Here is a 12,497-nt window from a genome sequence, read left to right as displayed (position 1 = left end):
CTCCGGCGCGATTCGGCTCGCGAACGTCGGATCAGTTGCCGCCGCAGAGCTCCGTGTAGCTCTCGATGCTGCCCTGGACGTCGGTGAGCGCCGTGTTCAGCTCGGTCGCGCGCTCGGTGTCGCCGGCTGCGACGGCCTCCATCGACTCGGCGGCGGACGAGAACGCGGTCTGCAGATCGGGCAGGATGCCGGAGACCTCGGCGTTGGTGACCTCGCCCGCAGCGTCGCCCATGCCCTCGGCGATGGTGCGCAGGGCCTCCGCCGCGGTCGCGGGGTCGGAGGGGTCGATCTCCTGCAGGCCGGCGGTCGCCTCGGTCATGACGTCGTCGACCTGCGTGCACGCGTCCTCGACGGACTGGTTGCTGGCGGCGGCGTCGCCGCCGTCGGCGCCGCCCGCCGTGCAGCCGGTCAGGGCGAACAGGGCGACCGCGGTCACGGTCAGGGTCAGGGCGGTCAGGCGGCGGTTCATGGTGGTCTCCTCGGTGCGACGACGCTCCCCACCTTAGGAGAGGCGGCGCCGGCACGTTCGCCCTTGACAGCGAGCGCTGTCCGGTCGTGACCGTGTAACGAGTTTGTAAACACTGCTTGCAAAACCCGATCCGAGTCTTGTCGAGATACGGTTCGTAAGGTCTACTAACAAACATGACGAGCACCGAGACCGACGGCGGTCGCCGCGCGATCCGCACGCGACGCCCGGGGGCGAAGATCCTCCCCGAGCATGCTCGCGCCCACAATCGGTCGCTCGTCCTGCAGAGCCTCTTCCACGGGGGCGCCATGAGCCGTGCCGACCTCGCCCGCGAGACGGCGCTGACCCGCGTGACGATCTCCGACCTCGTGTCCGAGCTCATCGCCGACGGCTTCGTCGCCGAGCAGGGTGTGCGCGAGGCGTCAGGCCCGGGCAAGCCGGCCATCCTCGTCGATCTCGCGCGCGACGGCCACCGGATCGTCGGGCTCGATCTCTCGGGCAGCGAGAGCTTCACGGGCGCGGTCCTCACGCTCGACGGCGACATCGTCGCGCGTCACGACATCGCGGTGCCGGCCGAGCCCGGTGGCATCCTCGAGGCGGTCATCGGTCTCGCGCGGGTCCTCATCGCCGACGCGCACGCCCCGGTCCTCGGTGTCGGCGTCGGCACGCCCGGTGTCGTCGACGACGCGGGCGTCGTGCTGGCCGCTCCCGGACTCGGCTGGGAGCACCTCGACCTGAGCGGCATCCTCGGCGACGCACTGGGCGTCCCCGTACTCGTGGCCAATGACGCCAACGCGGCGGTGCTCGCCGAGCACACCTTCGGCGGCGCCGGCGATGACATCATTCTCGTCAAGGTCGGTCGCGGCGTCGGCGCCGGTCTGCTCACCGGCGGCGAGCCGCTGCGCGGAGCACGATCGGCCGCCGGTGAGATCGGTCACGTGACGGTCGGGACCGACGGTGGCCCCGTCTGCGCCTGCGGCAAGATCGGATGCCTCGAGGCCTGGCTGTCGATCCCGTCGCTGTCGTCGCGGATCGACAGCGGTGCGGTGGCCGACCGCGAGGGGCTGCTGCGCGACGCCGGCGAGCGACTGGGCATCGCCCTCGCTCCGATCGTCGGCGCCCTCGACCTGTCGGAGGTCGTGCTCTCCGGCCCTTCAGAACTTCTCGACGGCACGCTCGCGAGCGCCGCCGCCGAGACGGTGCGCACGCGCACGCTCGCCACGTTCCACGACGAGCTGCAGGTGCGGATGACGGAGCAGGGCCAGGACATCGTCCTGCGCGGTGCGGCCGTCATGGTCCTGTCGGGACGCCTCGGCGTCTCCTGACGAAGCTCCACAGCTCCACAGCTCCACAGCTCCACAGCTCCACCGCTCCCACCCGACCGAGCCATCCGACTCGTCGACACCAGAGAAGAAGGAATGACCATGAAGAAGAGCCTCGGAGCACTGTCGCTCCTCGGTGTCTCCGCCCTCGTGCTCGCCGGCTGTGCGAGCGGGGAAGCGGGACAGTCCTCGGCCACCGGTGACCTCACCGTGTGGCTGGTCGGCACCGACACCCCGCAGGATGCACGCGACTACCTCGTCGAGACGTTCGAAGCCGAGAACGAGGGCTGGACGCTGACGATCGAGGAGAAGACCTGGGCCGACACCGCAGACAACTACGTCGCCGCGCTGTCGTCGAACGATGCCCCGGATGTCGTCGAGATCGGAAACACCCAGTCCGCCGGCTTCATCGCGCAGGGTCTGTTCTCGGACCTGTCGGGCATCGAGTCCGAGCTGGGCGGCGACGAGATGCTGCAGAGCTTCGTCGAGCTCGGCTCGGAGGACGGCACGCTCTACGCCGCTCCGTACTACGCGGGCTCCCGCATCGTGTTCTACTCGCCCGCGTCGTACAGCGGCGCGGTGCCGACGACGCTGGAGGAGTACGTGGCAGCCGGGGTCGCCGCGACCACGCCCACCAAGTCCGGCATCTACGCCCCGGGCAAGGACTGGTACAACGCCCTGCCCTACGTCTGGGCCAACGGCGGCGAGATCGCGACGCAGGAGGGCGGCACGTGGACGGGCGGCTTCTCGAGCCCCGGCGGCATCGCGGGCCTCGAGATGCTGCAGGACGTCTACGAGAACGCCACGATCGCGCCGGCCGACGCCGACGAGACCGACCCGCAGGTCCCCTTCTGCGCTGGAGAGGTCGGGTTCCTCTCGGCGCCCGCCTGGGTCAAGTGGTCGATCCTCGCGCCCGCGGATGCCGCCGAGGCACCCGGATGCCCCGACACCGTCGGCGCCGACCTCAAGGCGTTCGCGCTGCCCGGCATGACCGCCGGCGAGGTCGCGCCCGTGTTCGCCGGGGGATCGAACATCGCCGTGGCGGCGAAGTCGGACGCGCCCGACAAGGCGGAGGCCGCCCTGAAGATCATCCTGTCGGAGGGATACCAGAAGATCCTCGCCGAGAACGGCCTGATCCCCGCCCTCACCTCGTTCGCCGACTACCTGCCGGACGACGAGATCACGACCGAGGCCGCCAAGGCCGTCGCCTCGTCGAAGGCCGTGCCCGCGAGCCCGCAGTGGTCCGAGGTCGAGTCGTCGGGGGTCATCAAGGACGCCCTCGTGAAGATCGCGCAGGGCGGCGACGTGACCGAGATCGCGACGGAGCTCGACGGTCAGATCGAGGCCATCCTCAACAAGTAGTCGTCGGGTGGAGCGCGGGGTCACTGCCCCGCGCTCCACCGCGACGCAGAGAGGACAGGACGATGACAGACCTCCTCACGCGGGAGCCGCGGCAGCACCGTCGGCCCGACCGGCCCGCACTCACCGCGCGCGAACGCTCGCGCCGCCGGCGCGACGGCGGCAGCGCCCTGACCCTGCTCGCCCCCTCGCTGATCATCCTCGGGGTCATGGTGCTCTACCCGGCCGTGTCGATGCTGGTGCAGTCGTTCACCGACTACTCGATCCGCAACAAGGTGCAGGGCACGCTGCCGAACCTCGTCGGGATCGAGAACTACCTCGAGGTCTTCACCCAGTCCGACTTCCCGGCCGTGCTCGTGCGCAGCCTCGGGCTCATGGTCGCCATGACCGTGCTCATCGTCGGACTCGGAGCGCTCATCGCGGTGCTCATGACGCGGCTGCGACGCGGCTGGCGCATGCTCGTCTCGCTGGGGCTGCTGCTCGCCTGGGCCATGCCGCCGCTGGCCGCGACGACCGTGTGGGGCTGGATCTTCGATTCGCAGTACGGGATCGTCAACTGGGCGCTCAACACCGTCTCCGGCTCGGGCGACTGGACCAATCACTCCTGGCTCGCCAACCCGTGGTCGTTCTTCTTCGTCCTGACCGTCATCGTGGTGTGGCAGGGCATCCCGTTCGCGGCCTTCACGCTGTACGCCGCGCTCGGCCAGGTGCCCGGCGAGGTGCTCGAGGCGGCCTCGCTCGACGGCGCCGTCGGATGGGCGCGGTTCCGGCTCGTCGTCTTCCCGTACCTGCGTAACGTCGTGACGGTCGTCGTGGTGCTGCAGGTCATCTGGAACCTGCGCATCTTCACCCAGGTCTACGCGCTCCAGCAGCGCGGCGGCCTCGTATCCGAGACGAACGTGCTGGGCACGTACATCTTCCGGCAGGGGCCCGGTGAGTTCGGCGTCACCAGCGCCATCGGCGTGCTCACCGTGGCGCTGCTGCTGGCGCTGTCGTGGGGGTACATCCGCACGACCCTCAAGGAGGAGGAGCTGTGAGCACCCAGGTCACCCCGGCCGTCCAGCTCGGCACCGTCGGTGTCGAAGAGGTCGTCGGCGACGGCGGCCGGCTGCCGCGTCCGCGCCCGCGCTCGCTCGCGGCCCGGCGGCCGCCGCGGCGACGGCTGTTCTCCCGCGCCGCGCTCAACCTCGCGGCTCTGATCGTCTTCGTCTGCTCGGTGTTCCCGGTGTACTGGATGCTGAACATGTCGTTCACGCGCGGCGAGAGCATCATCAGCCGGACGCCGAGCTTCCTGCCGTTCGACTTCACGCTCGGCAACTACGCGACCGCGTGGACGCGCGAGGCGGCGCCCGGGCAGACGGACTTCGTGCACGGGCTGGTGTCGTCGACGCTCGTGACCGTCGGCGTGCTGGTGGTGACGCTGCTGTTCGCGTTCTTCGCGTCGATCGCCGTCGCCCGGATCCGGTTCCGCGGGCGCCGCTCGTTCATCGTCGCGGTGCTGATCGTGCAGATGGTGCCCGGCGAGGCCATGATGTTCACGATCTACGGGATGATCGACGACTGGCGTCTGATGAACACCCTGCTCGGACTCGGCATCGTCTACGTCGCCGCCGTCATCCCGTTCACGATCTGGACGTTGCGCGGCTTCGTCGCCGGCGTTCCCGCCGACCTCGAGGAGGCGGCGATGATCGACGGCTGCACCCGTACGCAGGCCTTCTGGCGGGTGACCTTCCCGCTGCTGGCGCCGGGCCTGGTCGCGACCGGCATCTTCGCGTTCATCCAGTCGTGGAATGAATTCACCATGGCTCTGCTGCTGATGAAGGGGTACAACCTCACGCTGCCGCCGTGGCTGCTGTCGTTCCAGTCGGCGACCGCCGCGACGAACTGGGGCGCCGTGATGGCCGCCTCGACGCTCATCTCCATCCCGGTGGTCATCTTCTTCCTGATCGTGCAGGGGCGGATGTCGGGCGGCCTCGTGGCCGGCGCGGTGAAGGGATGACGCTGCGCATCGGCGTCGACGTGGGCGGCACCAAGATTCTGGGTGTCGCCGTCGACGAGACGGGGCGCGAGACCGCGAGCGTCCGACGCCCGACCGGCTGGGGCCCGGATGCCGTCGCCGACGGGATCGCGGTCGTCATCGACGAGCTCGCCGCTTCGGCCGGCAGCGTCAGCGTCGGGATCGGCGTACCCGGACAGATCCTGCCGGGAAGCGGTGTCGTCGAGCACGCCCTGAACCTGGGGATCGAACGGAGCGATCTCGCCGCCGCGGTCGCCGCGCGCACCGGCATCCGTCCCGCCATCGACAACGACGTGCGCTGTGCGGCCGTCGGTGCGCGCGCCCTGCTGCCGGCGCTCGGGTCGCTCGCGTACCTCAACCTCGGGACCGGGATCGCCGCCGGCATCGTCGACGCCGCCGGCCCCCGCCGCGGAGCCCGCGGTGCAGCGGGTGAGATCGGCCACGTCTCGATCGATCCGGCCGGACCGTCGTGCCGCTGCGGCCAGCGCGGGTGCATCGAGGCGCTCGCCGGTGGTGGCGCTGTCGCGCAGCGATGGGGGCGCCCCGCCGACCTGCCCGTGCGCGACGTCTTCGACGCCGCCGACGGCGGTGACGTCTGCGCTGTCGCGCTGCGCGCGGACCTCGTGCGCGGTGTCGCGGGCGCCGTGCAGCTGCTCGTGCTGACCACCGACGTCGACGCCGTCGTCCTCGGCGGGGGTGTGGCCGGACTCGGCGACCGGCTGCTGGCGCCCGTACGGACCGCGCTCGCCGCGTCGGCGGCCGCTTCGCCGTTCCTGCGGTCGTTGCGCCTCGCCGACCGCGCGGTGCTCGTCCCGGCCGGGGCTGCCGTGGGCGCGCTGGGGGCGGCCCTCACCCCGGATGCCGTACCGCACGACCTCGCCGCACGCCGCGCCGCGGTGGGCTGACCCGCGCGGTGACGCGAGCGACCGCGTGGCTGCGTCAGCGCCAGGCGAGGGGCAGCAGGTGCTCGGTGCTCAGTGGCGCAAGCGGCAGCTGAGCGGCCTCGTCGGCGGTGAGCCAGCGGGCCTCGGCGATCTCGGCCGCCGCCTCGACGCCTGACGGATCGAGGCGGACCGCGAACGCCTCGGCGACGACCCGGAAGCCCGGCTCGTTCGCCGCCTCGGACTCGAATCGTCCGAGGTAGTCCAGGTCGGATGCCGCGACGTCGACTCCGAGTTCCTCGTGCAGCTCGCGTGCCAGAGCCTCCGCGGCGGTCTCGCCCGGCTCGGGCTTGCCGCCGGGCGCCATGAAGCGCTCGGTGCCCCGCTTGCGGACGAGCAGCGTGCGCCCCGAGCCGTCGGTCACGACCGCGGCGCTGACGTAGACGATGCGCGGCTGCGCCGGAACGGTCACGGGGCGAACACCTTTCCCGGGTTCAGGATGCCGGCGGGATCGAAGACGCGCGCGATCCGGCGCTGCAGCTCCCACTGGTCCTCGCCGAGCTCATCGGCCAGCCACCGCCGCTTGAGCACCCCGACGCCGTGCTCGCCCGTCAGGGTGCCGCCGAGACGGAGCGCCGACTGGAAGAGATCCTCGGCGGCATCCCAGACGAGATCGGGCACCTCGGTGCCGTCGAAGACGAAGTTGGGATGCAGGTTGCCGTCGCCCGCGTGACAGACGGTCGGGATCGTCAGGCCGAAGCGCTGCTCGATCCGCGCGATCTCGTCGAACATGGCCGGCAGCGCGCTGCGCGGCACCGACACGTCCTCGATGAGGGTCGTTCCGAGCGTCTCCATCGCCGGGTGCATCGACCGGCGGACCGTCCACAGCTGCTGCGCCTCGGCGTCGTCGGCCGCCAGACGCACCGTGCCGCCGGCCTCGGTGAGGACGGCGACGATCGCCTCGGCCTCCGCGTGCGCCGCGGGGCCGTCGGTCTGCACCGTCAGCTGCGCAGCCCCGGGAGTGGGCGCGGGCAGCCCGAGCAACCGGTGCGCCGCCGCGAGCGAGGTCGCGTCCATCAGCTCCATGATCGCCGGCTGCACGCCGGCCGCGGTCACCGCCGACGCCGCGACGGCGGCCGCGCGGACGTCGCCGAACGTGGCGGCGATCGTGCGGGTGTCGCCCGGAACGAGCCGGCGCAGCTTGAGGGTCGCGCCGACGACGACGCCGAGGACGCCCTCCGAGCCGATGACGAGCGACGTCAGGTCGAGCCCCGTGACCCCCTTCACCGTGCGATGCCCCAGGCGCAGCAGACGCCCGTCGGCCAGGACCAGGTCGACGCCGAGCACCGCGTCGCGCACGACGCCGTACTTCGCGCACAGCAGACCGCCGGCGCCGGTGGCGATGTTGCCGCCGACGGTCGAGATGTCGCGGCTGGCGGGATCGGGCGCCCACCACAGGCCGTGCGGGGCGAGGGCGGCGTTGAGGTCGGCGTTGAGGATGCCCGGCTCGACGACGGCGATCAGGTCATCGGGGCGCACCTCGAGGATGCGGTCCATCGCTCGCAGTGACAGCGCGATCTCACCGGCGCCGGTGTTGGCGCCGCCGGCCAGACCCGTGCCGGCTCCGCGCGGGACGACCGGGGTGCCCGTCTCGGATGCGATGCGCATCGTCGCCTGCACGTCGGCCGTCGAGCGGGCCGTCACGACCGCGAGCGGAGACCCGGATGCCGCGTGGCCCGACTTGTCGGCGCGGACCGCCGTGCGAGCGGCATCCGACACGTCGACGCGATCGCCGAGCTCGGCGACGAGGCGCGCGACGACGTCGGGATCGGTCATGCCAGGCGGCGGCGTCCGGAGAGCAGGCCGAAGGTCACCGCGACGACCCCGAAGACGAGGCCGATCCATGCCTGGCCCATGCTCCACCACGCGATGGTGGCCGAGGCGTAGACGAGGAGCTCGACGAGCGCCCGCACGAACGGGTGCACGACGAACACGGCACGCGGCGAGACGAACAGCGCCCACAGCAGGATCGCGGCGACCGGCGCGGCGATGCCGGCGACGATGTTGCCGGGGAAATCCCAGGCCGCGAAGCCCCAGATCGCGAAGGTCACGAACGCGAAGAGCTGGCAGACGAAGGCGAGCAGCTCGATCGCCGACAGGGCGGGCCGCGTGCCGGGCGCCTGCTGCGGCGCTTCGGGCTGAGCGGGACGCACGTTCGGCAGATCGGACATGACTCCGATTCTAGGCGCCCGCCGGCGCCGTCCCGGCGGCGGTCAGGCTCGCCCGGTCCAGACCCGGCTCACCCGCAGCGCCTCGTCCAGCAGCACGGCGTCGGCGGGGGCGCCGGGCTGCAGCGAGCCCAGGTCGGGGCGGCCGATCGCGCGCGCCGGCGTCGCGGTGAGCGCGCGGACCGCCTCGGGCAGGGGTACGCCCGCGGCGACCGCAGTGCGCAAGGCGGCATCCTGGGTCAGGGTCGAGCCGGCAATCGTGCCGTCCGCCAGGCGGGCGACGGTGTTCTCGACCTGCACGCGCAGCGCGCCGAGCAGGTACTCGCCGTCGGCCGATCCGGCCGCCGCCATCGCGTCGGTCACGAGCGCGACGCGGCCGGGGGCTGCGGCGAACACGATCCGCAGGATGTCGGGGTGCAGGTGCACCCCGTCGGCGATGACCTCGACCGTGACCCGGGGGTCGCCGGTGGCCGCGCCGACGGGACCGGGTGCACGGTGGTGCAGCCCGGGCATCGCGTTGAAGGCGTGCGTGAGGATCGTGGCGCCGGCGTCGAAGGCGCGTCGGGTGACGTCGGCGTCGGCGTCGGTGTGGCCGACCGCGGCCGCCGCGCCCGCCGTCGTGATCCGCTCGATCGCCGCGAGCGCGCCCGGCAGCTCCGGGGCGATCGTCACCTGCCGCACGGTGCCGCGCCCGGCCTCGAGCAGGCGGCCGACGGCGTCGGGCGCCGGGGCGGCGAGCAGATCGGGATCATGCGCGCCGTGGTGGCCGGGATCGAGGAACGGGCCCTCGAGATGCGACCCGAGCACGCCGGGGTCCGTCTCGATGAGGTCGGCGATCATCGCCACGCGGCGCGCGAGGTCGTCGAGCGACGCGGTGACGAGCGAGACGACCGCGCGGGTCGTGCCGTGCGCCCGATGCAGAGCCCGCGCGGTGCGGATCGCCTCGGCACCGTCGTCGTACGCGGCGCCGCCGCCACCGTGACCGTGGATGTCGACGAACCCGGGGGCCAGCACGGCGCGCGGGCCGGCCGCCGCGGCGGCATCCGTGATCTCATCGGCCGCGGTGACGTGGGCGCGCCACCCGTCACCGGTGCCGCGCTCGGCGACACGGCCGTCCCGGACGAGCAGCCACGCGTCGGCGATCTCGTGCCCGTCGTCGACGAGCCGGGCCGAGTGGACGAGGTGGTTCACAGGGTCCACGAGACCTCCGGGGAAGCGGGGAAGCGGATGTCGAGCGTCGTCCACAGCGGGCCGAGTCCGCCCACACGCGAGCGGAACGAGTCCCACGTGCGACCCGGCGCAGCACCCGACCGCGGCGACCAGGCCGCCTCGGCCGCGGCGGCGATGCGCGGGAACATCAAGGCGTCGATGTCGTCGAGCGTGCGCACGGTCTCGGTCCACAGCGGCGCCTCGACTCCGAGGATGTCGTCCTCCGACAGGCCATCGATGACGTCGGCGGGCTCCCAGCGGTAGGCGCGCTCGAGGATCGTCGGCCCGTTCGCCCACGTCAGGCCGAGCGTGGCCGTCTCGTCGGGCTTCATGTCGAGGTAGACGGCATCGGCGGGGGAGAGGATGACGCGTCCCCCGGCGGCCGTGAACGCGCGGGTCTTCTCGGCGGCGCCCTCGGCGGGGCGGACGAAGCTCCAGTACTGCCCGACGGTGCCGCGCGCGAGGCCGCCCGCCGCGCCGGCCTCGTGCCAGGCGACCGGAGTCTTGCCGAGGCGCGCGATCAGCGCCGAGGTGCGCTCGACGAACGCGGCGAAGTCGGCCGGGGCTGTGCCGTGCGCCTCGTCGCCCCCGAAGTGCAGGTACGGGCCGGGGGTCAGGGTCGCGAGCTCGGTGAAGACGTCCGCAACGAAAGCGTCGGTCGCCGCGTCGCCGATTCGCAGCGACGAGAAGCCGACGCCGATGCCGGTGTAGGGCTCGCCGGCGACGGGCGTCGGGCCGCCCGCGTTATCCCATTCCTCGAGCGCCGGGGCCGCGGCGACCGCGGGGTACGCGATCCCGACCGCGTGGGTGTGCCCGGGCATATCGAACTCGGGCACGACCGTCACGTGGTGCGCCGCGGCGTGGTCGATAATCCGGCGGTAGTCGTCCTGCGTGTAGAAACCGCCCGGGTCGCCGCCGACAGCGTTCGCCGCGGTGCGGGCTGTGAGCTCGGGCCGGCTGCGCAGCTCGAGCCGCCAGGCCTGGTCGTCGCTCAGATGCAGATGCAGCACGTTGAACTTCAGGCTCGCCGCGCGCTCGAGGAACGCCGTCACGGTCCCGACATCGTGGAAGTGCCGGGCGACGTCGAGCATGACGCCGCGGTAGGCGAAGCGGGGAGCGTCGTCGATGTCAGCCGCGGGCACGGTCCAGCCCGTGGCGGATCCGGCGACGAGCTGGCCGAGCGTCTGGATGCCGTAGAAGAGGCCGGCCGCGTCGGCGGCGCGGACCTCGATGCCGTCATGCCGCACCGCGAGCCGGTACGACTCCGCGGGGCCGGAACCGTCGACGGTGAGCGCGATGCGAGCGGCATCCGGTGCGGCGCCGTCGTCGGCGTGACCGAGATGCAGTCCCGTGCGGGTCGCGACGAGGCGGCGCAGGACCCCGGCGGCCACCGCGTCGCCGCCGATGCGGACGTCGGCGTCCAAGACGAACGGCGGACCACCCGGGGCGCCGACAGCGGCGGGCAGAGGCACGAGCGGCAATGTCGTCATGGCGTACCCATCTGTAAGGAAACCTAACAAACTGATTCGGGCCAGCGTACCAGCGCGGCATCCGTTATGCTCGGACGCGTCGCGACTGGCGTTGAGGTGGGCCACCACCGGGGAGCGACCGACACGGCATTCGACCGCACGCCTGGGCCGATGCGGAACCTTCTCTGCTTGTGAAATCCGTCCCGAAAGCCGTCGTCTGGAGATCGTCATGACCGATTCGTACTTCAACGCCCCGCTCGCCGAGGTCGACCCCGAGATCGCCCAGGTGCTCGAGCGTGAGCTCGACCGCCAGCGCGGTTACCTCGAGATGATCGCCTCCGAGAACTTCGTGCCCGTCTCGGTGCTGCAGTCGCAGGGCTCGGTGCTCACGAACAAGTACGCCGAGGGCTACCCCGGCCGTCGCTACTACGGCGGCTGCGAGGAAGTCGACGTCGCCGAAGAGCTGGCGATCTCGCGGGCGAAGGCGCTGTTCGGCTCGGAGTTCGCGAACGTCCAGCCCCACTCGGGTGCGACCGCCAACGCCGCGGTGCTGCACGCGATCGCCCGTCCCGGCGACACGCTGCTCGGCCTCTCGCTCGACCACGGTGGTCACCTCACCCACGGCATGAAGATCAACTTCTCGGGCCGGCTGTACGACATCGTCGCCTACGGCGTCGACGCCGAGACCTCGCTCATCGACATGGACGAGGTGCGCCGCCTCGCGCTCGAGCACAAGCCGAAGGTCATCATCGCCGGCTGGTCGGCCTACCCCCGCCAGCTCGACTTCGCCGCGTTCCGCGCGATCGCCGACGAGGTCGGCGCGTACCTGTGGGTCGACATGGCGCACTTCGCCGGCCTCGTCGCCGCGGGCGTGCACCCCTCGCCGGTGCCCCACGCGCACGTCGTCTCGTCGACGGTGCACAAGACCATCGGCGGCCCGCGCTCGGGCATCATCCTGACCAACGACGCCGATCTGGCGAAGAAGATCAACACCGCGGTCTTCCCCGGCCAGCAGGGCGGCCCGCTCATGCACGTCATCGCCGCCAAGGCGACGGCGTTCAAGCTCGCCGCGACGCCCGAGTTCAAGGAACGCCAGGAGCGCACCGTCCGCGGCGCGTCGATCATCGCCGAGCGCCTGACGCAGCAGGATGTCGCGGATGCCGGCATCGCCGTCCGCTCGGGCGGCACCGACGTGCACCTCGTGCTGGTCGACCTGCGCGACGCCGAGCTCGACGGCAAGCAGGCCGAAGACCTGCTGCACGAGATCCACATCACGGTCAACCGCAACGCGGTTCCCAACGACCCGCGCCCGCCCATGGTCACCTCGGGTCTGCGCATCGGCACGCCCGCTCTCGCCACGCGCGGTTTCGGCGACGCCGAGTTCACCGAGGTCGCCGAGATCATCGCCCTCGCGCTGCAGCCGGGCGCCGACCTCGAGGCTCTGCGCGCCCGTGTCGCGACGCTGGCCGACGCCTTCCCGCTCTACCCCGACCTGCAGCAGTAACCCGGCCGTCGCCGGTCGCCGAGCGCGCACCCTCGCCGCGAG

At 72.1% G+C, this 12,497-nt stretch carries 12 protein-coding genes and 1 riboswitch; of the genes, 6 read left to right on the top strand and 6 right to left on the bottom strand.

Annotated elements, in window-relative coordinates; translation table 11 throughout:
* Positions 1-31 precede the first annotated feature (31 nt).
* Complete coding sequence (locus tag PUW82_RS13735) at positions 32-469, bottom strand: hypothetical protein (RefSeq protein WP_274222834.1); 438 nt, start codon at positions 467-469, stop codon at positions 32-34.
* Between the two features lie 173 nt (positions 470-642).
* Between PUW82_RS13735 and PUW82_RS13730 the strand changes: the two genes are divergently transcribed.
* The 5 genes from PUW82_RS13730 (at position 643) to PUW82_RS13710 (ending at position 6,069) form a co-directional block, all read left to right on the top strand.
* Positions 643-1,791, top strand: a complete 1,149-nt coding sequence (locus PUW82_RS13730) for an ROK family transcriptional regulator (protein ID WP_274222833.1) — start codon at positions 643-645, stop codon at positions 1,789-1,791.
* 99 nt (positions 1,792-1,890) lie between these two features.
* Complete coding sequence (locus PUW82_RS13725) at positions 1,891-3,150, top strand: extracellular solute-binding protein (protein ID WP_274222832.1); 1,260 nt, start codon at positions 1,891-1,893, stop codon at positions 3,148-3,150.
* A 62-nt stretch (positions 3,151-3,212) separates the two neighbouring features.
* Complete coding sequence (locus PUW82_RS13720; protein WP_274222831.1) at positions 3,213-4,184, top strand: carbohydrate ABC transporter permease; 972 nt, start codon at positions 3,213-3,215, stop codon at positions 4,182-4,184.
* The gene (locus tag PUW82_RS13715) at positions 4,181-5,146 is read left to right on the top strand and encodes a carbohydrate ABC transporter permease (RefSeq protein WP_274222830.1); all 966 of its coding nucleotides are present in this window, start codon (positions 4,181-4,183) and stop codon (positions 5,144-5,146) included. The genes PUW82_RS13720 and PUW82_RS13715 overlap by 4 nt, the downstream gene beginning before the upstream one ends.
* Before the next feature lie 2 nt (positions 5,147-5,148).
* The gene (locus PUW82_RS13710) at positions 5,149-6,069 is read left to right on the top strand and encodes an ROK family protein (RefSeq protein ID WP_274222972.1); all 921 of its coding nucleotides are present in this window, start codon (positions 5,149-5,151) and stop codon (positions 6,067-6,069) included.
* 34 nt (positions 6,070-6,103) lie between these two features.
* Here PUW82_RS13710 and PUW82_RS13705 read toward each other — a convergent pair whose 3' ends face one another.
* The 5 genes from PUW82_RS13705 to PUW82_RS13685 are packed head-to-tail and all read right to left on the bottom strand — an operon-like array spanning position 6,104 to position 10,972.
* Positions 6,104-6,517 carry an NUDIX hydrolase gene (locus PUW82_RS13705; protein ID WP_274222829.1) on the bottom strand — a complete coding sequence of 138 codons (414 nt, stop codon included), beginning with the start codon at positions 6,515-6,517 and terminating at the stop codon, positions 6,104-6,106.
* On the bottom strand, positions 6,514-7,881 hold the full coding sequence (locus PUW82_RS13700; RefSeq protein WP_274222828.1) for an FAD-binding oxidoreductase: 1,368 nt from the start codon (positions 7,879-7,881) through the stop codon (positions 6,514-6,516). The genes PUW82_RS13705 and PUW82_RS13700 overlap by 4 nt, the downstream gene beginning before the upstream one ends.
* Positions 7,878-8,276, bottom strand: a complete 399-nt coding sequence (locus PUW82_RS13695) for a YrdB family protein (RefSeq protein ID WP_274222827.1) — start codon at positions 8,274-8,276, stop codon at positions 7,878-7,880. The genes PUW82_RS13700 and PUW82_RS13695 overlap by 4 nt, the downstream gene beginning before the upstream one ends.
* A 42-nt stretch (positions 8,277-8,318) precedes the next feature.
* Positions 8,319-9,464 (bottom strand): N-acetylglucosamine-6-phosphate deacetylase, encoded by a 1,146-nt coding sequence (locus PUW82_RS13690; protein WP_420792770.1) that lies wholly within the window; start codon positions 9,462-9,464, stop codon positions 8,319-8,321.
* Complete coding sequence (locus PUW82_RS13685; protein ID WP_274222825.1) at positions 9,461-10,972, bottom strand: beta-N-acetylhexosaminidase; 1,512 nt, start codon at positions 10,970-10,972, stop codon at positions 9,461-9,463. The genes PUW82_RS13690 and PUW82_RS13685 overlap by 4 nt, the downstream gene beginning before the upstream one ends.
* A 71-nt stretch (positions 10,973-11,043) precedes the next feature.
* A riboswitch (ZMP/ZTP riboswitch) is annotated at positions 11,044-11,127 on the top strand.
* A 53-nt stretch (positions 11,128-11,180) separates the two neighbouring features.
* Here PUW82_RS13685 and glyA point away from each other — a divergent pair.
* A complete protein-coding gene (gene glyA, locus PUW82_RS13680) occupies positions 11,181-12,455 on the top strand; it encodes a serine hydroxymethyltransferase (RefSeq protein ID WP_274222824.1) in 1,275 nt (424 codons plus the stop codon).
* Positions 12,456-12,497 lie beyond the last annotated feature (42 nt).

Source organism: Microbacterium thalli (genome assembly GCF_028737325.1).
Lineage (GTDB): Bacteria > Actinomycetota > Actinomycetes > Actinomycetales > Microbacteriaceae > Microbacterium > Microbacterium thalli.
Note: the sequence above shows the minus strand (reverse complement) of the source record. Positions and strands in the feature narration are given on the sequence as shown.

Excerpts from the sequence above, each read along its gene's own strand:
- PUW82_RS13730 (WP_274222833.1), top strand. The coding sequence starts at position 643 with ATGACGAGCACCGAGACCGACGGCGGTCGCCGCGCGATCCGCACGCGA.
- glyA (WP_274222824.1), top strand. The coding sequence starts at position 11,181 with ATGACCGATTCGTACTTCAACGCCCCGCTCGCCGAGGTCGACCCCGAG.
- PUW82_RS13695 (WP_274222827.1), bottom strand. The coding sequence starts at position 8,276 with ATGTCCGATCTGCCGAACGTGCGTCCCGCTCAGCCCGAAGCGCCGCAG.
- PUW82_RS13725 (WP_274222832.1), top strand. The coding sequence starts at position 1,891 with ATGAAGAAGAGCCTCGGAGCACTGTCGCTCCTCGGTGTCTCCGCCCTC.
- PUW82_RS13735 (WP_274222834.1), bottom strand. The coding sequence starts at position 469 with ATGAACCGCCGCCTGACCGCCCTGACCCTGACCGTGACCGCGGTCGCC.
- PUW82_RS13720 (WP_274222831.1), top strand. The coding sequence starts at position 3,213 with ATGACAGACCTCCTCACGCGGGAGCCGCGGCAGCACCGTCGGCCCGAC.
- PUW82_RS13685 (WP_274222825.1), bottom strand. The coding sequence starts at position 10,972 with ATGACGACATTGCCGCTCGTGCCTCTGCCCGCCGCTGTCGGCGCCCCG.
- PUW82_RS13700 (WP_274222828.1), bottom strand. The coding sequence starts at position 7,881 with ATGACCGATCCCGACGTCGTCGCGCGCCTCGTCGCCGAGCTCGGCGAT.